We start from the raw sequence: 23,348 nt of genomic DNA, 5'->3' as shown, positions 1-23,348 counted from the left end.
TCTGGCACATGCCAGTCGTGCTCGCCATAATGATCACGTAGTGTCCCGTGAATGAAACGGAGTAAAAGTATTAATGGGTCAGGAAAAGCTATACATCGAGAAAGAGCTTAGTTGGTTAGCGTTCAACGAACGCGTCCTGCAGGAAGCTGCTGATAAGTCAAACCCGTTGATTGAACGGATGCGTTTTCTGGGCATCTATTCCAATAACCTCGACGAGTTTTATAAAGTTCGTTTTGCCGAACTAAAACGCCGCATCATTATTAGCGAAGAGCAGGGTTCTAACTCTCACTCCCGCCATCTGTTAGGCAAAATCCAGGCCCGCGTACTGAAAGCCGATCAGGAGTTCGATGGCCTGTACAATGAATTACTGCTGGAGATGGCGCGCAATCAGATATTCTTAATCAATGAGCGCCAACTGTCAGCCAATCAGCAGAGCTGGTTGCGTCATTACTTCAAGCAATATCTTCGCCAGCACATTACGCCGATCCTGATTAACCGCGAGACAGATTTAGTCCAGTTTCTGAAGGACGACTATACCTATCTGGCCGTAGAGATCATCCGTGGTGATACCATTCGCTATGCGCTACTGGAAATTCCGTCTGACAAGGTTCCCCGCTTTGTAAATCTGCCGCCGGAAACGCCCCGTCGTCGCAAGCCCATGATCCTGCTAGACAACATCCTGCGTTATTGCCTTGATGACATTTTCAAAGGGTTCTTTGATTACGATACGCTGAATGCCTATTCGATGAAAATGACCCGCGACGCTGAATACGATTTGGTTCACGAGATGGAATCCAGCCTGATGGAGCTGATGTCGTCCAGCCTGAAGCAACGTCTGACCGCAGAGCCTGTGCGCTTTGTCTATCAGCGTGATATGCCCAATGCGCTGGTCGAAATCCTGCGTGAAAAACTGACGATCTCTCGCTACGATTCGATCGTCCCCGGCGGGCGTTACCATAACTTTAAAGACTTTATTAATTTCCCCAACGTTGGCAAAGCTAATCTGGTGAACAAGCCGCTGCCTCGCCTGCGCCATATCTGGTTTGATAACGAAAAGTTCCGTAACGGATTTGATGCCATCCGCGAACGCGATGTGCTGCTCTATTATCCGTATCATACTTTTGAGCACGTCCTTGAACTGCTGCGCCAGGCCTCGTTTGACCCGAGCGTGCTGGCTATAAAGATCAATATCTACCGCGTGGCAAAAGACTCCCGCATCATCGACGCAATGATCCATGCGGCCCACAACAGTAAAAAAGTGACCGTGGTCGTCGAGTTACAGGCACGCTTTGATGAAGAAGCCAACATTCATTGGGCCAAGCGTCTGACCGAAGCCGGCGTGCACGTCATCTTCTCCGCACCGGGACTGAAAATTCACGCCAAGCTGTTCCTTATCTCACGTAAAGAAGGCGACGAGGTGGTGCGCTACGCCCATATCGGGACCGGGAACTTCAACGAAAAAACGGCGCGACTGTATACCGACTACTCTTTGCTGACCGCCGATTCGCGCATTACCAACGAAGTGCGTCGGGTGTTCAACTTTATCGAAAATCCGTATCGTCCGGTGACCTTTGATTATCTATTGGTTTCCCCGCAGAACTCGCGACGTCTGCTGTACGCGATGATCGACAAAGAGATCGCCAATGCACAGCAGGGGCGCTCTTCCGGCATTACGCTAAAACTGAACAACCTGGTCGATAAGGGCCTCGTTGATCGACTCTATGCGGCGTCCAGTTCGGGCGTACCGGTTAATTTGCTGATCCGCGGAATGTGCTCCCTGATCCCGAATCTGGAAGGCATCAGTGATAATATTCGCGTGATTAGCATCGTTGACCGCTATCTTGAACATGACCGGGTCTATATCTTCGAGAATGGCGGCGATAAACAGGTATACCTGTCCTCGGCGGACTGGATGACAAGAAACATCGATTATCGTATCGAAGTCGCCACGCCGCTGCTGGATCCACACCTCAAGCAGCGCGTGCTGGATATTATCGAGATCCTGTTCAGCGATACGGTAAAAGCCCGTTACATTGATAAAGAACTGAGTAATCGCTACGTGCCACGTGGAAACCGACGTAAGGTTCAGTCGCAGTTGGCGATTTATGACTACATCAAATCACTCGAGCAACCTGACACTAGCCTAAATAATTCAAGTTGTGGGAAGGCGGAAAATGAGAGAATCCCCGGGAACTTACGCCAGTAAGTGACTGGGGTGAACGAATGCAGCCAACACATACACAACTTGAAGTATGACGGATAAACGCTATGCCAATACACGACAAGTCACCACGACCGCAGGAATTTGCTGCGGTCGACCTGGGTTCAAACAGTTTCCATATGGTTATTGCCCGCGTAGTTGACGGAGCGATGCAAATTATAGGGCGACTAAAACAACGCGTACATCTGGCGGATGGACTCGGCGAAGACAATAAGCTGAGCGAAGAAGCCATGGAGCGTGGATTAAGCTGTTTGTCATTATTCGCGGAACGACTGCAGGGCTTCCCCCCATCAAGCGTCTGTATTGTGGGGACCCATACGCTGCGTCAGGCGCTAAATGCCCCTGATTTTCTCAAGCGCGCAGAAAAGGTCATCCCCTACCCGATCGAAATTATTTCCGGTAACGAAGAAGCCCGACTGATTTTTATGGGCGTGGAACATACGCAGCCGGAGAAAGGCCGTAAGCTGGTGATAGACATCGGCGGCGGTTCTACCGAACTGGTGATCGGTGAAGATTTCGAGCCTAAACTGGTCGAGAGCCGTCGGATGGGCTGCGTCAGCTTTGCCCAGATGTATTTCCCAGGCGGCATTATCACTCGGGAAAACTTCCAGCGCGCCCGCATGGCGGCAGCGCAAAAACTGGAAACCTTAACCTGGCAGTTTCGAATTCAAGGTTGGAACGTGGCGCTGGGTGCCTCAGGCACCATTAAAGCGGCGCACGAGGTGCTGCTGGAGATGGGTGAAAAAGATGGCTTTATTACCCCCGAACGCCTGGAAATGCTGACCAGTGAAGTCCTGAAGCACACCTCTTTTTCAGCACTCAGTATGCCAGGGCTGTCCGAGGAGCGGAAAGCGGTTTTTGTCCCCGGACTGGCTATCCTGTGCGGCGTTTTTGATGCGCTGGCAATACGTGAGCTGCGCCTTTCTGATGGTGCGCTTCGGGAAGGCGTACTGTATGAAATGGAAGGTCGCTTCCGCCATCAGGATGTACGCAGCCGTACTGCCAGCAGCCTGGCAAACCAGTACAACATCGACAGCGAACAGGCGCGCCGCGTGCTGGAAACCACTATGCAAATGTATGAGCAGTGGCATGCGCAGCAGCCTAAGCTGGCGAACCCGCAGCTGGAAGCATTACTCAGATGGGCCGCCATGCTGCATGAGGTGGGATTGAACATCAACCACAGTGGCCTGCACCGCCACTCGGCTTACATTCTGCAAAACAGTGACCTACCGGGTTTTAACCAGGAACAGCAGTTGATGATGGCGACATTGGTTCGCTACCATCGCAAAGCCGTTAAGCTGGACGATCTGCCACGCTTTGCGTTATTTAAGAAGAAACAGTTCCTGCCGCTTATCCAGCTGCTACGTCTGGGTGTCTTGCTGAACAACCAGCGCCAGGCGACGACCACGCCGCCGACGCTGACGCTTATCACCGACGAGAACCACTGGACATTGCGCTTCCCGCATGACTGGTTCAGCCAGAACGCGCTGGTTTTGCTCGATCTGGAAAAAGAGCAGCAATACTGGGAAGCCGTAACGGGCTGGCGGCTTAAAATTGAAGAAGAACGCTCACCCGATATCGCCGCATAACGCTTCTACAGGTGCCAGAATTTCTGGCACCTGTTCTTGCAAAATCTCATGCAGCGGCTGCGGTTTACCGATCAGATAGCCCTGCATATAATCAATTCCTAAAGAAACCACCGCGCTGCGTATTTCTTCGCTTTCAACATACTCCGCCACCACCATCATTTTTTTCATTCGCGCCAGGTGACAAATCGATGCCACAATTTGGTAGTCGAGGCTATTCGAAACAATATTGCGAATAAAGCTGCCGTCAATTTTCAGGATATCGGCGCTCACATTTTTCAGTCGCGCATAGCTGGCATAGCCAGTGCCAAAATCATCAATCGCTATCTGACAGCCAAGTAACTGCAATTGCAGCAGCGTTGCCTGCGCTTGCTCGGCATTGGTTAAGGCATTGCTTTCCGTTACCTCAAAGACCAGTTGCCAGGCCTCAATCTTATATTTCACCAGCAATTGCGCGATATCGGTCGGAAGTCGGGCGCGACACACCGAGGTAGGCGATAAATTAATAGCAAAGCGACGGGCTGGCATTATCTCCCGATTCTGAGCCATAAATTTCAACGTGTTTTCAATCACCCACAGATCGATGCTGGAGGACAAACCGAACTCATGCGCGACGGGTAAGAAACAATCCGGCGTAACGATTTCATCGTCATCCCCTTTCAGACGCAGTAGGATTTCATGGTACACATCGCCACGCACACCATAAATAGGCTGTGCCATCAGGAAAAAGCGGTTGTGCTCCAGCGCCTGCTGTAGCCGATTCATCATCGCCACTTTATCTTTCAGGTCCCGCTGCAGGTGCATTGCACCACGACGTTGCAAATTTTCAGGCGTATTGGTGGCAAGGGAAAGTTCGGCAATGGTGCTAAGTTCGCCCAATAACAGGTAGATATGATTAACCGGAGAGCGAACATAGCAATAACTGATCCCCACCTGTGGCTGTAAAGGCATACCATCCCAGACAAAGCGGAATTGCTTGATGTGCTGATCCAATGCCTCAATGCGCTGCTGGTGGGACTCGGTGTTAAACCGCAGGACAAGGTCATTACCCGATAGCTGAAAGACGTACTCATCCTGTTCCAGAAAGGGCGCTATCCAGTGAGCGATTCTTTGCTTGTACTGGATACGTAGCATGATCCCATAATTTTTGACCAGCGGTTCCATGCCTGGGATCCGCAAGAAACAGAGCACGGACCAAGGCGACTTCTTCAGCTCCCGGTTCAACGCGCGCAGATTTGGAAGATGCACCATAGGATCAAAATACGCCAGACGATATGTACGTCGGGTAACGGCTCTCTGACGCGTTGCCAGCACGGCGATGTAATTTACGATAAAGGAGAAAACAAGATAGCTCGACGAGGTGATCGCCAGCTGCGTATCGTAACCTGAGTACCAGGGCATGTAGCTCTGATAATGATGTATTCCCGTAATGAGTATGACCGCCCACATCAGTGAAATAAGTCGATAGCCGTAACGCATTGCCCCCCACAGCATGACGGGCAATAACAGGGATAAGGTATAATTCGTACTGAAAATCGAGCTATTTTCATTTAACGGCATACACAACAGCGTCATCAACGTCGTCAATACTATCAACCACGCTGCAAACTCCGTCTTCGAGACTTTATTATCAAACTGCTGTTTTAACTGAGAAAAATAGCCGCGCAGGTGAAAAGGGTTCCGTATTGCCCGAATGATAAAATAACATAGCGGAATACCCACGAGGTTTCCCGTCAGTAGGGCCTGATAATTGATCAACGTGCCGGTATTGAAAGGCATGACGCCCATCATCCCTGATTTGCTCGCATACACGCCAACAAACGCGGCAAACTGAAAGAGTACCAGAAACAGCGTTGCCGGACAGAAAACCTGCCAAAATATACGCTGAAACATCAGATGCGAGTCACCATGAGCCACGTTGTTCCGTCGGGGGGCGAACACCCGATATCCACCCCAACTGAGGACAATCGTTACGACAAAGTGTGCAATGATTGACACTGTTTCAAACACGCCAACCTGTGGGAGTTTATACCAGCTGATCGCAATGATAATGCCCGGTAATGCGGCCCAGCCAAAAAAGAGCATCAGGCTAATCATCAGCGCTAAAGGTAGATAAAAAAGAACGACGTTCCCCGTACTAATATGCGCGTAGGTGTTCACACAACTCAGTAAAGGCAACAACAGGGAGGGTAAGATGAGAGGTAATGCCCACCATTGGTCTCTAATAACAATATACTTTTTATTGATTTTCATAGATGCTCAGTAGAGTCCCTCACATCCTGAAGGGGTATTCAGACAGGTATCCCACCTGACTTTAAAACAATGATGTACAACACATCATAATGACTCATCAATTTTAGTTATCACCTGAATAGGGCGTTTGACATATATCAAGGAAAACAGGACCCATTAATCATTTATTACCTTTTTCCTCTTTTGTTATCGTTAATTCATTATTAATGCAAATAATAAAATTATCTTTCATAACATAAGAAGATAAAACAACTGATGCATTTTTACATAATGATGAATTGACCATTCCCTCACAGTGTGCCTTAATGTAAGCATCGCCCATTGTTGGGTACACTTTAAGGAACCCTTTGTGAGCCAGGTTACCAGCCTACGAAAACGACACCGATTTAACAGTCGCATGATCCGGATCGTACTGCTTATCAGCTTCCTCTTCTTCTTTGGACGCTTCGTCTACTCTGCTATCGGTGCGTGGCACCACCATCAGAACAAGAAAGAATCCCAACAGAGCAGCCTGTCGCAACAGACTTCCCCTGTTCAAATCGATAAACATTAATCGCTTAAAGACCGCTTAAAGCTCTACGCCTCAAGATTCCTTACCGGATGGCTAATCGTCTGACAGTTAACCATCCGGTAAGGGATTTGTGTTCCCTCCTGTCACTATTTTTATAACGCCACACGTCACCCCAGCCAATCAATTTTGATTTCCGCACAATTACACTATCTTTTCGCTCCTCATCACCACACTATTCACGCTGATTTTCTATGTTTCTGTTTATTGGACATAATAAACGCAAATACAGCTCAAATAGCCACTAACCAATAGTGTTAATTAATATAACTGGCGTGCACATTTATATATCAAATGTAATTGAATATTTATATGAGCCTTTTTATTTTTATACATTCGACAGGGTAATACAATGCAGGGTTTTACATTATTTCCGAAAATACGAAGCGGTCTAGAGTGGATCACTGGGCACAGCGATGCAGTTATTCAATTTGGATGGAACATTGTTGCCGCCGTGATTTTACTGTTTATCGGTAAGTTCGTCTCACGGTTGCTTTCTCGCGGACTGGAGAAACTGCTGTTAAAGCGTAAAGTTGATATCACCATTATCCAGTTCTTCACTGCGTTAGTCCGCTACATCATCCTGGCATTTTTTGTCGTTGCGGCTTTGGGCCGTATCGGCATTGAAACGTCATCCATTATTGCCATCATTGGTGCCGCCGGGCTGGCCGTCGGTCTGGCGCTACAGGGATCGCTGTCCAACTTTGCGGCTGGCGTGCTGCTGGTCTCCCTGCGTCCATTTCGCGCCGGCGAGATCGTACAAATTGGTGCAGTCACCGGGACAGTCGAAAAAGTGCATCTTTTCTCAACGACCCTACTCACCGCTGATAGCAAAGAGGTGGTGATCCCTAACGGTAAAATCATCTCTGACAATATTATTAACTACTCTCGCCACCCGTTTCGTCGTATCGACCTGGTGATTGGCGTTGGCTATCAGAGTCGGATTGCAGAAGTGAAACGCGTCATTACTCATATCATCGAGCAGGACAAACGCGTTGATCAGAGTCGCGGCATAACCGTGCGTCTGGGCGAACTTGCCGCCTCATCGCTTAACTTCTACGTTCGCGTTTGGGTGCGTAACGGCGAATACTGGAACACGTATTACGATCTACTGGAAAACATCAAAGAAGCGATGGATGCCAACCATATCGACTTGCCCTATCCGCAGATGGATATCCGTGTTCAGAACGTCCCATCACAATCACAGCCGCACCTGCAGATTGTCGATTAAAATACGCTTACAGAGGGAATTTTATTCCCTCTGTTGGGCAGCATTAGCGTTGATTAATAGCTTAAACACCCGCCCTTAAATAAAACTGAAAAGTTAAATGCTAAAAAAGCAACCGCAAATATCATCATCGTTACATGTTTCCATGTCCCACATTGCAGACTAAGAAAAACAACCGCCCCCCGCCCAAACATATCTGTACAATACTCTCTATCGTTTTCTATGCTGTATTCATGATGAAGGAATCCATAAAAATGGAACAACCGGTCAAGTGTGACCCACATATCCTGTCTTTACTGAAAAATACCTCCCTCAATCACATTGACTATCTGGTCGACGTTCTGACAGACAACGGCAAGGGCCGGGTAGCATTATCATCGTCCGTTAAGGACTTACTACTCGAAGAGAAGGCTGAACGGGACTACAGCGAGCGTGGGTTACGGCATCTGCTTCATGAATTGCAGGAATATGGCGGACACTCGCTCGTCAATATTTTCCGCAGCGAGCCGCTGCCTTATTCTGAGTTATTAACCGATGTTCATAAAAAGCTCAATGGTAAAGACAGCAAGAAAAAAAATAAAGCCACAAAAGAGCGGGAAATCGTCCTGAGTTTGTTTGGTGATGACTGGCAGTCATTAGCCGATCATGAACGCTGGGAGCGCTGCACGGAAACGAAAGTTGTCTCCGGTTTTTTCAAGATGCAGGATAATCTGCGCATGAACGATAAAGGGGTTGTTATCGGCCTGTCAGCTGCGGCAAGCGTAGCGGCATTTGCCGCACTCCGGTTACATCCCGTCACCGCTATCGTCAGTACGATCGGCCTTGCTAACCAAACATTAGGGGAGGCATACCGGGTGACAATTCCGTTCATTGCCCATATCTCGATGCTAAACATGCTTTACTCGCCAAAAATAGCGCAGTAAAAATACCGTAACTAACCCAGCAGAATTCACCCTATGTCAACTTTAGCGAACAATAATCAGATACCTGAGCAAGAAGCTGCCTTCGAGGTGGACATCGTCGACGCGCAAAACAATGCCCTGGTGAAAATACACAGCCAGCCTGGATACTGGCAAGATATCGCGCAACAGGACTCGCAGATGGAACTTGAGCCCAGCAGCATTTCACTCTTTAACCACTGGCTCAGTAGCGTACCCACCGTCGCCACTGCCGTTGCGGGTAACTCTGCACAATTAATGACCTGCTCTTTTGAATACAGCCAACTGGTGCAAGCCAAAGATGGCAGCGGAGCAATCGGCGCGGTACTTAAGCCTGACAGCCATAAAATTGGCGCACAAGCCCGATTTCACGAAGCTGAAAACCTGAAGTCGCTGGTCAATGCCAGCCTGGTTTTTAATATCGCGTCACAACTTCTGGCCCAAAAACATCTTGCCGATATTAATGAGAGACTGCGGATCATCGAACAAAAGATCGATTCGATTAAAGGCCATCTTGAACAATCGCGCCTCGCGAAGATCCAGGCTTTCCATGAACATCTCAATATTATCGGTTTATTACTGAGTCGGGATGAAATTATCACCAAAGAGTCACTACTCAACTTGGCCAAAAGCGCGCAGGAAGTGCGCTCGCAGGTTAAGCATCTTGAAAAGGATATCACTCAGGCATATCGAGAAATTGAACAATTTGAGCCAACCAGTTGGTTTGGATCTGACGATCTCCGGGAAGCGCTCAAACTGAAAATCAGCAATGTTGAACGGTTGCAGCGTGAGTATCTGACGGGTATGCAATGTTTGCTGGTTGCTAATCTTATCCTGTTCATCAAGCATGATGGCAACCAGGAATTTGTCCTGACAAGCGAAGTATATTTAAAAGAACTTAATGCCAGCAACGGCATATTTCAGCAATGGGAAAAAATAAAACGTAAAGTCGCCCATCATCTCAGCAAGATGAAGCCAATATTTGAACGAACAAGCAGCACGCAGGCAAATGCATTACAGGTTGAACGTAAACTAAATCAAACGGATAATCTGCTGAGCACTGATAACGTTTTACTTGCACAACTCGGTGAACGCATTCAGGCCGCCCAATCACCACAGGTATTGTTAGAGATTGTCGATAATAAGGTGCTGAGAGGACGCTTTCTGCGTTAGCACACCACCGTTAAATAACTGTCTAAAATTGGTTGCATAGATATAAAACCACCTGCATCGCAGGTGGAATACATATTTAGAAAGCTATCAGGCCATTATCAGACGCCTTACAATACCACTTCAGCGCTTCTTGTTTATCAAGAGGAAAATTTTTACCATAATTGTAATGATAGCCAATGACGAAATAGGAAAAATTAGCTCCTTGCTTCGCTTTGCGCTCGGTCTCCTGGACGTACTGGCACTCCTCAGAGTTGGGAGGATATCGTTCCTGGCAGACTGCGGCATAACCCTTACTGGGGGGAAATAGATTAAATACGCCGATCAGCATTGCCATCTTGAAACTTAATGAAATTTACAATAACAATTCTTGTTGTTATAAATAATCTTATCCCTTGTTTTTTTAAAGAGTTATATCATATTGCCGTTCAGATAAAGATTTTATTATACGTAAAAGACACCCTTCACTACTGTTAGTGATTTACACTTTGTCCGTAAAAAAAACCCGCGATTGCGCGGGTTTAAGTCTTATCTATTTTTCAGCCATGCCTAACATAATCAGGTGGTGTATCATTCCCACTCAATCGTCGCTGGCGGCTTACCGCTGATGTCATACACCACGCGGGAAATACCGTTCACTTCGTTGATGATACGGTTGGACACGCGGCCCAGGAAGTCATACGGCAGGTGCGCCCAGTGAGCGGTCATAAAGTCGATAGTTTCAACAGCACGCAGGGAAACGACCCAGTCATACTTACGGCCATCACCCATTACACCAACGGAACGAACCGGCAGGAACACGGTGAACGCCTGGCTCACTTTATTGTACAGGTCAGCTTTGTGCAGCTCTTCAATGAAGATAGCGTCCGCACGACGCAGCAGGTCGCAGTACTCTTTCTTCACTTCGCCCAGCACGCGCACGCCTAAGCCTGGACCCGGGAACGGGTGACGGTACAGCATGTCGTACGGCAGGCCCAGCTCCAGACCAATTTTACGCACTTCATCTTTGAACAGCTCACGCAGCGGTTCAACCAGACCCATCTTCATCTCTTTCGGCAGGCCGCCGACGTTGTGGTGAGATTTGATGACGTGTGCTTTACCGGTTGCAGACGCGGCAGATTCAATCACGTCTGGGTAGATGGTGCCTTGCGCCAGCCACTTCACGTCCTGCAGTTTCAACGCTTCTTCGTCGAACACTTCAACGAACACGCGACCGATAATTTTACGTTTCGCTTCTGGATCGTTCTCGCCTTTCAGCGCGTCGAGGAAACGCTGTTCGCCTTTAACGTGAATGATGTTCAGACCGAAGTGGTCGCCGAACATATCCATAACCTGCTCTGCTTCGTTCAGGCGCAGTAGCCCGTTATCAACAAAGACGCAGGTCAGATTTTTACCGATAGCACGGTGCAGCAACATGGCAGTTACGGAAGAGTCAACGCCGCCGGACAGGCCGAGGATCACTTTATCGTCACCAACCTGCTCGCGAATACGGGCAACGGCGTCATCGATGATTTTTGCCGGTGTCCACAGCGCTTCACACTGGCAGATGTCACGCACAAAGCGCTCCAGCATACGCAGGCCCTGACGGGTGTGGGTTACTTCCGGGTGGAACTGCACGCCGTAGAAACGTTTTTCTTCGTGCGCCATAATGGCAAACGGGCAGCTTTCGGTGCTGGCAACGGTGACAAAGCCTTCCGGGATAGCGGTAACTTTGTCGCCATGGCTCATCCACACATCCAGCAACGGTTTGCCATCTGCGGTCAGTGAATCTTCGATGCCACGGATCAGTGCGCTGTCGGTCTGAACTTCAACCTGTGCGTAGCCGAATTCACGCTCGTGAGACCCTTCAACATGGCCACCCAACTGCATCGCCATGGTCTGCATACCATAGCAGACGCCGAATACTGGTACGCCTGCATTGAAGACGTACTCTGGTGCACGCGGGCTGTTCGCTTCGGTGGTGCTTTCCGGGCCACCGGAAAGAATAATACCGCTTGGGTTGAATTCGCGAATTTGTGCTTCCGTAACATCCCATGCCCACAGCTCACAGTAGACGCCCAGCTCACGTACGCGACGTGCCACCAGTTGCGTGTACTGCGATCCGAAATCGAGGATGAGAATGCGATGTTTATGAATATTGTCTGTCATTGACGCTAATTCCGAGGCAAGTGAAACAAATTCGCCCGGCATAGAAGCCGGGCGCGGAAACTGATCAGGAGCCCATACGGTAGTTAGGGGACTCTTTGGTAATGGTCACGTCGTGAACGTGACTTTCCTGAATACCCGCACCGCTGATGCGTACAAACTCTGCTTTCGTTCGCAGCGCGTCGATAGTACCACAGCCGGTCAGACCCATACAGGAGCGCAGGCCGCCCATCTGCTGGTGAATGATCTCTTTCAGGCGACCCTTATAGGCCACGCGGCCTTCGATACCTTCCGGTACCAATTTGTCAGCGGCGTTATCGCTCTGGAAGTAACGGTCAGAAGAGCCTTTGGACATCGCGCCCAGAGAACCCATACCACGGTAGGATTTATAAGAACGCCCCTGGTACAGTTCAATTTCACCCGGAGATTCTTCGGTACCGGCCAGCATAGAGCCCACCATTACCGCTGCCGCACCTGCCGCGATCGCTTTCGCGATGTCGCCAGAGAAACGAATACCGCCGTCAGCGATAACCGGAATACCCGTACCTTCCAGCGCTTCAACCGCGTCAGAAACGGCAGTGATCTGTGGAACACCCACACCGGTAACGATACGGGTCGTACAGATGGAACCAGGGCCGATACCCACTTTCACCGCACTGCAACCGGCTTCAGCCAGCGCACGAGCACCAGCGCCCGTTGCAACGTTACCACCGATGATTTGCAGATCCGGGTATTTCGCACGGGTATCACGGATACGCTGCAATACGCCTTCAGAATGGCCGTGAGAGGAGTCAATCAGCAGCACGTCAACACCGGCAGCAACCAGCGCGTCAACGCGCTCTTCATTACCCGCACCCGCACCGACTGCAGCGCCAACGCGCAGACGACCATGCTCGTCTTTACAGGCGTTAGGTTTACGCTCAGCTTTCTGGAAGTCTTTTACGGTGATCATGCCGCGCAGATGGAAGCCGTCATCAACAACCAGCGCTTTCTCAACGCGTTTTTCGTGCATTTTTGCCAGCACAACTTCACGCGCTTCGCCTTCACGTACGGTCACCAGACGCTCTTTCGGCGTCATGTATACGCTAACCGGCTGGCTGAGGTCGGTCACAAAACGCACGTCACGACCGGTGATGATACCCACCAGCTCGTTATCTTCTGTCACTACCGGGTAGCCCGCAAAACCGTTACGCTCGGTCAGTTCTTTTACTTCACGAAGGGTGGTAGTCGGCAGCACGGTCTGTGGGTCAGTAACCACGCCAGATTCGTGTTTCTTCACGCGGCGAACTTCTTCCGCCTGACGTTCAATAGACATGTTTTTGTGGATAAAACCGATGCCACCTTCCTGTGCCAGAGCAATGGCAAGGCGCGCTTCAGTCACAGTATCCATGGCTGCGGAGAGCATAGGAATGTTCAGACGGATCGTTTTCGTCAACTGCGTGCTGAGGTCAGCAGTATTCGGCAGAACGGTAGAATGAGCGGGAACGAGGAGGACGTCGTCAAACGTCAGGGCTTCTTTGGCAATACGTAGCATGGGCAATATCTCGACCAGATTGGTTAATAAATATTGCCGTGGCATTATACAGAGCGTAACCGATTGCATCCACACTTTTTTGCAAAAAAACCTTGCGATCCCCGGTAGGCGGGTTACTATCGATTGAATAACCTGCTGATTTAGAATTTGATCCCGCTCACATGTTATCCTCTCAAACCTCTTCAATTTTTACCGTAAGTCGCCTTAACCAGACGGTGCGCCTGCTGCTCGAGCAAGAGATGGGGCAAGTGTGGATCAGCGGCGAGATTTCTAACTTTACCCAGCCCTCTTCCGGTCATTGGTACTTCACCTTAAAAGACGATACCGCCCAGGTACGCTGCGCGATGTTTCGCAACAGCAACCGCCGCGTCACGTTCCGTCCGCAGCACGGACAACAAGTGCTGGTACGTGCCAATATTACGCTGTACGAACCGCGCGGTGATTATCAAATCATCGTCGAAAGCATGCAGCCAGCGGGTGAAGGTTTATTGCAGCAGAAGTATGAACAGCTCAAAGCCAAACTGCAGGCCGAAGGATTGTTCGATCAGCAGTTTAAACAATCGCTCCCAACGCCGGCTCATTGTGTCGGGGTGATCACCTCAAAAACCGGGGCGGCGCTGCACGATATTCTCCACGTACTCAAACGTCGCGACCCTTCCCTGCCGGTGATTATCTACCCGACAGCGGTACAGGGTGACGATGCACCGGGGCAAATCGTTCGCGCCATCGAACTGGCGAACGCCCGCAACGAGTGCGATGTGTTAATCGTTGGCCGTGGCGGCGGTTCGCTGGAAGATCTGTGGAGCTTTAACGACGAACGCGTGGCACGCGCCATTTTTGCCAGCCGCATTCCGGTGGTCAGCGCCGTCGGCCATGAAACCGATGTCACCATCGCCGATTTTGTCGGCGACCTGCGCGCGCCTACACCGTCTGCAGCAGCAGAGATTGTTAGCCGCAATCAGCAGGAATTATTACGCCAGATTCAGTCCGTTCAGCAGCGTCTGGGCATGGCGATGGACTACTACCTCGCCAACCGCAGTCGTCGCTTCACGCAGACTTTCCACCGTCTGCAACAGCAACACCCTCAGCTACGTCTGGCGCGTCAGCAAACTACGCTGGAACGACTTCGTCAGCGGATGAGCTTTGCGCTGGAAAACCAAATCAAACAGGCCAACCAGCGCCAGCAGCGCATACTGCATCGTCTGAACCAGCAAAACCCGCAGCCACGTATTCATCGTGCACAAACGCGCATTCAGCAACTGGAATATCGGCTGGCGGAAAATATTCGTACACGGCTTAGCGAGCAACGAGAACGTTTCGGGAATACAGTTACTCATCTGGAAGCCGTCAGCCCGCTGGCAACATTGGCACGCGGATATAGCGTTTCTACCGCCACCGGCGGCGGCGTGTTGAAAAAGGTCAAGCAGGTGAAAGCCGGCGATCTCATCACCACGCGGCTGGAAGACGGCTGGGTGGAGAGCGAGGTCACCACCGTGACCCCGCAGAAAAAAACGCGTTCGCGTAAAGCGCAGTAGCGGAGAGCTACTGCGCGCAGGTCGCGAACCCTGCCGTTTTACCCGCATCGATAGTGCAGTTTTCACCGCCAGCTGACAGGTTAAAGGCACAGTAATTTTTGGTCCCTTTTGTTTGAGACAAATAGCTGTAGCTGGACGTTGTTGGCCATCCGGTCTTATTGAAAACGGAATACAACGCTTCCAGATCATCCGCAGTCGGTGCTTTCTGTAAACTACCGCACTGGGCAGCCAGATCCCAGGTGCTGGAATCAATCGTGTGCGCCATCGTCCAATCCTCATTATTCATCATGATATGAAGCGGCGGTGTAACGCCAGAAGGAAGTTCCGCCAGCAACAGTGGGCGCTGGATAGTCTTGCCATTCAAGGCCATGGTCTCCTTCATATGCCCCCAGAATTGCGCTTTATTCGTATCCGGGCTCGTTAACACCGTAAAAATATTATCGAGCGTAGCGCTCGCCTGAGCGTTATTGGGCAACGCTGCCGTTAGCGCCGTTTTCAACCCCAGGCTCTTATCCTGACTCAGAGTAAAGGTCGCTATACCATCAGCCCCCGTGGTTCCGGTAAAGATGCTGGCGGTATTGCTCATGTCTATGGTCGAGCTGGATGGAGTGACCTCACGAAGAACTAAATCATCCGCCCCCATCTCCGCCTCAACGTCACCATCGGTTATTACCACGCCCGCCCGGTTTGTCGAATCGCCTCGTGAGAGAGTAAAGCTGGCATTAGCGACTGGATTACCGCTGGTATCTTTTACCGTAACGGTCAGCGGGATAGTCTTGCCTTTCTCCGCTACCGCCGACGCCTTCGCCGTATCCATCGCTGTCGAGGTCAGCGTAATAGCTGCCGCAGTAATTCGAGGTTCAACCAGACAAACCTGCGCACCTTTGGTACTTGATGAACTGGTAGATCCACCACCGCCAGTGCTCAGCATAATATATTGGTAGTTTCCGGTATTTGCCTGTTTATCTCCGGCCCACCAGGGTTCATTGGAGCCACTAGGCCAGCCGTAAACGGTACCGACACCACCTGAAACGCTAAGGTTATCGATAAATAACGTTTCCATGTCACTCTTCAGCGGTTGATACGCCTTATCGCAGCCTGTCGCACCTGCGATATCCGTATTTCCGGCGGTGACCAGAGGCCAGACTTCGTTGTTATAAGAATACGTGCTGCTGTACGATGCCATTTCAGCGGCGAGCAGCGGGCGTCGGAAGGCAACACCTGCACTGTTGGTCGCGGTTTCTGGCATATGGCCCCAGTACGCGGCTTTATCGGTATCCGGGCTGGTCACGACAGTAAATATCGTATCGAGGGCGGCCGTTGGCGTTGGATAAGTCCCTAATTTCGCCGTAATCGTGGTCTTAAGCCCCATAGCATCATCCTGGCTCAAACTAAATGTGGCGGTGCCGTCTGCCCCCGTCACGCCGCTATAGGTGCTGGCCTTAGTGCCCAGCACCGTGGTCGCAGGTGTTGGCGTCAGTTCCTCTAGCGCAAGATCGTCCGTCGCCCCTTTGTTATCGGTGGTCTTCACCAGGCCACTGCGCGATATGCCGTCGCTACGCGAAATGGTAAAGGCGGCATTCGCGGCTGGGCTGCCATTCACATCTTTCACCGTGACGGTCAGCGGGATGGTTTCGCCTTTTTTCACCTTAACGTACTGACCCGCTTCATCGAAAACACTGGATGTCAGTTCAATCGTTGCCGGTTGCGGCGCATGAGGCGTCGTTCGGCAGGCTTGCATCTGCATCGTGGTCGACGACGTCGTGGCATTACTCGTACCCGTGCTTAAATTAAGGCTTTGATATTGGCCTGTACTGGATAAGTCTACTGCCCACCAGTTTCTGCCCGACGACAGTGGCCAGCCATAGGTAGTTTCCAGTTCAGTGTTCGGGTATTTATTATACAGCGCCTGCAAATCGCTCAGCAGCGGTTGGTAGGTAGGATCACAGCCCGTTGCCCCTGCCGTTTGAGCTTGAACAGCCGTTGGATGCGCCCAATATTCATTGTTTTTATTATAGAAACCTACGCCTGATGGGACTTCTGACTGTAATTTTGGACGCGTATAGGTGACGCCGTCCGGCCCTTCAACCGTCTCCGGCATATGGCCCCAGCGGAAAGCCGTATCGACGTCCGGGCTGGTCAAGACGGTAAAGATACCGCCAACACCCTCGGTCGAGACATTGTTGTCCACAATCACTGCATAGAATTCGGTTTTCAACCCCGTCGTACTATCCTGGCTCACATTGAGCTGAACTTTACCGTTACTGTCAGTCGTGCCATACCAGTATGTCGGTGACAAATTGTATTTTTGCGTCACAGCATCCGACGCTGGCGAAACCGGTTCTAAAAGTGTGTAGGATTCCGCAAGCGTATCGTTTGTGGAGGAACCTGGTGCATTTCGAAAATTTGAAAGCCCACGGTAAAATTTAATACTCACACCCACCTGAGGCTGCCCAGCATTATCGGTGATGCTAATTGTCAGTGGGATTTTCTCACCTTTTTTCGCCAGGTATCCCGCTTTGTTCGCATCCCATGGCAAGCTGGAGGTTAGCGTAATATTCAGCGTTCTTGGCTCCACACGGCACAGTTGCAAGGTCGCCTGAGAACTCGCTTGTGTATTTTCACCCGAGAACAAATTAACGCTTTGCGAGATTACGCCGGTATGGGCAGCATTAACGATCAAATTGCCAGCCATCCACGGCAACGAAGTGCTGCTTACCGGCAAACCAAACTGTGTCATTAAACCACCGTTCGGGTGGTCGCTTTGCAGCGTCGCCAGATCGCTCGCTGAGGCGGTGCTCATCTGATCGCACTGTACTAAATACGCCATGTTCGTTGTTGAGTACCAGACTTCTCCGCCCCCGGTCAGCGAGTATGCTGTCGTGTTGCTTGTCGACGAGAGCTCTGCTCGCAGCAGCGGACGTTTAAATTCAACGTTTTTACTGTTGGTAAACGTCTCGGGCATATGACCCCAATATTTCGCGATGCTGGTATCCGGGCTAGTAATTACCGTGAAAATGGCATTTTTACTGTCCGTTACTTTACTGTCATCCGCCAGCGTCGCACTAATGGTTGTTTGCAGACCAGTAGTGCTATCTTGCGTGATGTTAAACGTCATGAGTCCTTGGGCATCTGTCTGTACGTAAAGGTATTTTTCTTTAGTATCCAGCAGAGTGCTGACCTGGCCTGAAGAAATATCACTCAGTGTGATATCGTCTGCGTTGTTAGTGGTATAAATCACGTTCGCACGGGTTTTGGCATCACTACGGGTAATCTTCACCAACGCATTGCTCACCGGTAGTCCGGTTGTATCGGTAACCATAACAGTCGCGGCAATCTTCTTGCCTTTTTTCGCTTTCGCGATGCCTGTCGTTTCATCTTCATTGGCAAGCGTCAGCGTTAGCTTGCTGGCAAGCTGGCGCGGTGAGGCAAGACAGGTTTGCATGTAATAGGTTGATGTACTGGTTGTGGATTTAATATCCGCAGCACTCAATAGATTGACTGCCGCATACTGTAACTGGCTAGCATCCTCAGACAACACAGAATCACCAGACCACCAGTACTGACTATCGCTGACGGCGCCGTTATTGCTCATCGGCCAACCGTTGATAGTACGCATTGCTCCGTCAGGATAGCGGGTGTACAGCGTCTGCAAATTCGCCGTGATTGGCAAATTGCTACGTCCGCAACCGTTAGTACCTTTCCAAGCCTCACTGGCGGTGAGCATTCCCCACGTTTCACCTTTATCATAACTGCCATTGACGATAGTCACCGTTTTACCCGGTGTAGCGCTAAACTCGCTCGACAACAGCGGGCGTTTATACACCAACCCTGCACTGTCAGTCACCGTTTCGGCCATATGCCCCCAATAGTTGGCTTTTGCCGTATCCGGGCTGGTCACTACGGTAAAAATCGCTGATAAAGACTGACTGGTGTTGGTGATATTCTCAATCGATGCCTGTAATGGCGTACTGAATCCCGCGCCATCGTCTTGGTTAATACTCAGCGTCACCGTCCCATCGTCACCGGTGGCCGTGTAGTACTCAACGCCGCTATCAATGCCAGTGCCCTGGTTAATCTGAATAGCTGCGGCTTCAGTCGCGTTAACGTCCTGATTACTGCGCCCCACGCTGTCACCGCGTGTAAAGATAACCGGCGTATTGCCCACCGGATTACCGCTGTCGTCGAGGGTGGTAATAACAATCGGGATGGTTTCACCTACTTTCGCTTTGGCGAAGCCGTCACTCTCTTTATAGAGCGTTGAGGTCAACGTCAGATGCGTTGCCGTAGAATGCGCACTCTGCAAACAGGAGAAATAGAGCTTTTCGCTCCACAATTGCGACGTGATGCCGTTATCGCGCAGGTTGAGCGATTTAACATAGCGATTATCCGTTGCGCGGCTGAGATCGGCGGTGCTGTTTTGGTAGTTTTTTCCATCCAGCGGCCAGCCCTGCTGTGTATTCATCGCTCCGCTCGGCCACCCCGAATATAGCGACTGCAGATCTGCCAGTGTCGGAACATAAGCCGCACCACAAGCAGTAGAAATCGAGTGGAAATCTACAGTTCCCCAAGCTTCATTATTTTCAGTTACGCTACCTGCGGTAACGCCGCTGGCAATTTCAGCCAACAACAGTGGTCGCTTAAATACTGCACCGTTCGCCGCCGTGACGGTTTCCGGCATATGCCCCCACATAGCGGCTTTATCGCTATCCGGGCTGGATACCACGGTGAAGATGGTGTCCAGACTGTCGCTCACACTGGCGTTGTCATACAACATGGCGGTTATCGCGACTTTGGTGCCATGGGTATCCGGACGGGTAACGCTAATCGTTTTGCTACCATCATCGCCAGTAATGCCGCCAATTTTTGTCACCGTATCATTCAGCGATTCACCATCAATCACCACGGGTGACACAATACCATCACCGCTACCGGCAATATGTTTGCTACCCTGGCGCGTATATCCATCGCCGCGACTCAACACAAACGGCACGCCAGGCAACGGATTACCGCTGGCATCTTTTACCGTCAACTTAAGCGCCAGCGTATCGCCCTTTTTCACCTTAGCCGCCTGCACAACATCGCTCCACTGCGCAGGGGTTACCGCCTCAATGGTAATAGTGGAGGCAACGGGGTTATCACTGGCAAGACAGCTGGTATAGACAGAGGCGTTACCGCCGGTACTTTCTGCGCCACTGGCTAGCGACATCATTTTCCACGTGGTCTCACTGGCAAACGTCGCCGACCAGTATGATTGAGCCACCGGCCAGCCTTGGACATTGTGCATAGCTCCACTGCTGTTGGCGTTATACAGCGCACTGAGTTGATCGGCGCGAGGCAAGCGGTTTGCCGCACATCCACCAGCCCCGGTACTGCCCGCCGCATCGGTATGCGTGATGCGCGCCCACGTTTCGTTATCTTCCTCCTGAGTTCGCGTTGCAGTGACCTCTGTTGCCAGCTTAGGCCGCTCAAATGTCAGGCCATCCGCGGTCACCGTATCCGCCATGTGGCCCCACATTTCCGCATTTGCCGTGTCCGGACTGGTCGGTACCGTAAACTTCACACTACGAGCTATCGGCGTTGTGATAAGCGAATTGACGGGGACAATGCTCAGTTGAGTCAGTAACCCAACTCCCTGCGGTTGCTCGATGATAAGCGTCGCGTTACCGCTGTCATCAGTCATTCCCTGATACGTCATAGAGGCCTGAGATGAGCCAAAAGACTCGCCGCCCATCACCAACGTACCATCAGTTGCATCGATATAACCTGCAGTCAGTCCGCTACGGTTTTTACCGTGTGCCATCGTGACGGTAAACGCCGCATTAGGGACAACCAGCCCGTTCAGCGCATTGACCGAGTGCACCGTCATGGTTATCTGCTCACCCACCTTCGCCACCGCCTGACGTAGATTGGCATCACCATTCATTGACACGTCTAGCTGTGTAACCAGTTCGTTGCCAGAGCAGCTGAGATAGTTGGGTTCTGTACCGCTAAACATCGCATCGGTGCCGTTCGCGAGATTGACGTGCGCAGTCTGAGTACCGTCGGTATCAGCGGAAATATAGCTATGGCTGGCAGTTGGCCAACCATAATTGGTCAGCATGGCGTTGCCAGAGTGGGCCGAATAGAGCGCATCCAGAATCACCTGCCCCGGCACTTGCCCCACACCACACTGTGCGGTCGCCGCAGTGACGGAATTAAAAGTCGCCCAGTCCTCATGATTCTCAACGGTTGAACTGGTATTTGCCGTTGCCTCACCCGCTAGCAGTGGTCGTTTGTAGATATTACCCGCCTCAACAACGCCCTGCATATGACCCCACATGCGTGCCTGCGTAACATCCGGACTTGTTACTACAGTAAAGATGACGTTAGCCGTGGATTCGGTGCCATCCGCCAGTACCACACGCAGCGGTGTCAGAACGCCTGCACCGTTGTTCTGCGTTAACTCCAACGACAGCTGGCCGTTGGCGTCGGTAATACCATGGTAATGATTCGGCGTACCGGAACCTTCAATGCCCACCAGCACCGGATTGTCATCCCAACCGTATTTAGCCCCTTCAGCCTGAGCCTCGGTATTGGTTTGCCCCTTACGGTTCTGCTCATCACCGACAAACAGATCAAAATAGCGATAAGGCAGTGCTGAACCGGTCTCTTTATCGGTAATGGTGATTCTCATACTGATAGAGTCCCCCACCGGCACCTTTGCAGCATTCAGACTGCTATCCATATTATCCAGCGTCAACGTCAACGCAGGCGTCACGTCCGGCGAGGCTTTATCGACACAGCTCACCACTGATGTTGTCGTATCGGGTTCTTCAACAACACGACGGCTGAACATATTGACACCTAAGTGATTCGTCGCCAGCGTCCCTGCCGACGATGACCAATACTCATTGGTACCCGCCACCGGCCAACCCAACTGGTTCGCCAGATCGCCGCGAGCAATTTTCAACCCCATTAACTGACGCGCATCGGGTAAAATGTCACAGTGTTCATCGGCACCACTCCAGTTAAATAGCGCCCAAGTCTCGTTATTTGCACTCACGGTCCCGCTTGTACCTTCTGCTTCTGCCGCGAGCTTCGGTCGAGTGAAGGTATAGGTTTCACCTTCCACATCCGCGCTGGAGGTTTCCGCCATATGCCCCCACATATTGGCATTGGTGCTATCCGGGCTGGTTAGTGTGGTGAAAATCACATCAACGCTAGCTTTCAACGTGGTGGCATTGGCCGGAGAAACCGTCAGCGGAGTTTTGACACCAGGGCCATTCGCCTGCGTGATTACAACGCTGGCGTTACCATTAGCATCAGTGGTGCCGTGATATTCCGTTGTCGTGGTGGTCAGTTCGGTGTCGCCAACATGCACGGGTGCAGTATTATTCACGGTATTCTGGCGGTTCAGTGCATCGCCACGGGTGATTACAAATGCCGTATTACCTACAGCATTACCCTGACAGTCATGCGTGGTGACCGCCAGCGTAATGCTCCCGCCCACATTCACCTTTGCAGCTTTCAGCGTTTCGTTGTAATTATCCGCCGTTACCTTCACTGGATCGCCAGCCGCGGCGGTAATCGTTACCGGAATCTTCTGCTCTAGCAGGGTGGTGGCATTGCTGAAGGGGGTACCCGTGATCGTTTGCAGATATAAAACAGCCGGCGTGGATGAATCATCGTTCTCAATTTTCGGCCAGATTACATAGCTTTTCCCGGCCATATTCTGCGCACAGAATGTTTGATTGGCGACAGGCTGCGGATTGAGTGGCTCATCCGGAGTCGCAGCATCGGCCCAGGTTAGGGCAACGTTCGGCGTTTTCTCTTCCCAACGAACAGGCGGTACCGCAAAAATATCGCCTTCGGTATCCAGAGGATTAACGAGCTGCAGCGCGCTAGCCGTATCGTCGGTGTTGAAGTCACGCGGCATAGCACTAAAATTAACGGTGTTGGTTTCATCTGACTTGAGCTGAATACTGCCCTGATAGACAGGGATCGTGACACCGTCGGCCAGCGGTACAGTACCGTTGATTGCATCGGTTGAGGTGTTCACTTCCTGCCAGGTACCGCTTTTCAACGCACCGGACACTGGCGCAGAAAAACTGCTGAACATTAACAGCATGATCAATAAAAAGTGGGAAATCCCTTCCCTGCGCAGACTGCCATCCATAAGCTATATCCA

General features: G+C 51.0%; 10 protein-coding genes and 2 pseudogenes. 7 read left to right on the top strand and 5 right to left on the bottom strand.

Translation table 11 applies throughout. The annotated features are described in order from the left end of the window. Positions 1-73: 73 nt before the first annotated feature. Together ppk1 and ppx are read left to right on the top strand one after the other, a co-directional pair. Positions 74-2,137 (top strand): annotated as a pseudogene (gene ppk1, locus FDX01_RS10705) (polyphosphate kinase 1); the annotation flags it as partial. A 131-nt stretch (positions 2,138-2,268) separates the two neighbouring features. Next, the gene (gene ppx / locus FDX01_RS10700) at positions 2,269-3,810 is read left to right on the top strand and encodes an exopolyphosphatase (protein WP_117343526.1); all 1,542 of its coding nucleotides are present in this window, start codon (positions 2,269-2,271) and stop codon (positions 3,808-3,810) included. Here ppx and FDX01_RS10695 read toward each other — a convergent pair. Then, the gene (locus FDX01_RS10695; protein ID WP_137399758.1) at positions 3,790-6,060 is read right to left on the bottom strand and encodes a sensor domain-containing phosphodiesterase; all 2,271 of its coding nucleotides are present in this window, start codon (positions 6,058-6,060) and stop codon (positions 3,790-3,792) included. The genes ppx and FDX01_RS10695 overlap by 21 nt on opposite strands. A 349-nt stretch (positions 6,061-6,409) precedes the next feature. On the opposite strand from FDX01_RS10695, the gene FDX01_RS10690 reads away from it, so the two are divergent. The 4 genes from FDX01_RS10690 (at position 6,410) to FDX01_RS10675 (ending at position 9,967) form a co-directional block, all read left to right on the top strand. Beyond that, positions 6,410-6,613, top strand: a complete 204-nt coding sequence (locus FDX01_RS10690) for a YfgG family protein (protein ID WP_115257795.1) — start codon at positions 6,410-6,412, stop codon at positions 6,611-6,613. Between the two features lie 367 nt (positions 6,614-6,980). After that, the gene (mscS, locus tag FDX01_RS10685) at positions 6,981-7,859 is read left to right on the top strand and encodes a small-conductance mechanosensitive channel MscS (protein ID WP_137399757.1); all 879 of its coding nucleotides are present in this window, start codon (positions 6,981-6,983) and stop codon (positions 7,857-7,859) included. Between the two features lie 230 nt (positions 7,860-8,089). Then, the gene (locus FDX01_RS10680) at positions 8,090-8,779 is read left to right on the top strand and encodes a hypothetical protein (RefSeq protein WP_137399756.1); all 690 of its coding nucleotides are present in this window, start codon (positions 8,090-8,092) and stop codon (positions 8,777-8,779) included. Between the two features lie 33 nt (positions 8,780-8,812). Next, complete coding sequence (locus FDX01_RS10675) at positions 8,813-9,967, top strand: hypothetical protein (protein WP_135911611.1); 1,155 nt, start codon at positions 8,813-8,815, stop codon at positions 9,965-9,967. 91 nt (positions 9,968-10,058) lie between these two features. Here FDX01_RS10675 and FDX01_RS10670 read toward each other — a convergent pair. The 3 genes and pseudogenes from FDX01_RS10670 to guaB all read right to left on the bottom strand — a co-directional run. After that, a pseudogene (locus tag FDX01_RS10670) lies at positions 10,059-10,301 on the bottom strand (SEL1-like repeat protein); the annotation flags it as partial. Positions 10,302-10,534: 233 nt separating this feature from the next. Further along, a complete protein-coding gene (gene guaA / locus FDX01_RS10665) occupies positions 10,535-12,112 on the bottom strand; it encodes a glutamine-hydrolyzing GMP synthase (RefSeq protein ID WP_096759358.1) in 1,578 nt (525 codons plus the stop codon). Between the two features lie 64 nt (positions 12,113-12,176). Beyond that, entirely contained in the window at positions 12,177-13,643 is a 1,467-nt protein-coding gene (gene guaB, locus FDX01_RS10660) for an IMP dehydrogenase (protein WP_115257794.1), read from the bottom strand. Positions 13,644-13,804: 161 nt separating this feature from the next. Between guaB and xseA the strand changes: the two genes are divergently transcribed. Then, the gene (gene xseA / locus FDX01_RS10655; RefSeq protein ID WP_137399755.1) at positions 13,805-15,178 is read left to right on the top strand and encodes an exodeoxyribonuclease VII large subunit; all 1,374 of its coding nucleotides are present in this window, start codon (positions 13,805-13,807) and stop codon (positions 15,176-15,178) included. A 7-nt stretch (positions 15,179-15,185) separates the two neighbouring features. On the opposite strand, the gene FDX01_RS10650 is transcribed toward xseA, so the two are convergent. Beyond that, entirely contained in the window at positions 15,186-23,288 is an 8,103-nt protein-coding gene (locus FDX01_RS10650; RefSeq protein ID WP_249360953.1) for a DUF823 domain-containing adhesin, read from the bottom strand. Between the last annotated feature and the right edge of the window lie 60 nt (positions 23,289-23,348).

The sequence above is a fragment of the Citrobacter sp. wls613 genome (assembly GCF_005281195.1).
Lineage (GTDB): Bacteria > Pseudomonadota > Gammaproteobacteria > Enterobacterales > Enterobacteriaceae > Citrobacter > Citrobacter gillenii.
The sequence above is the reverse complement of the archived record's forward strand: the minus strand, read 5'-3'. Positions and strand labels throughout refer to the sequence as shown.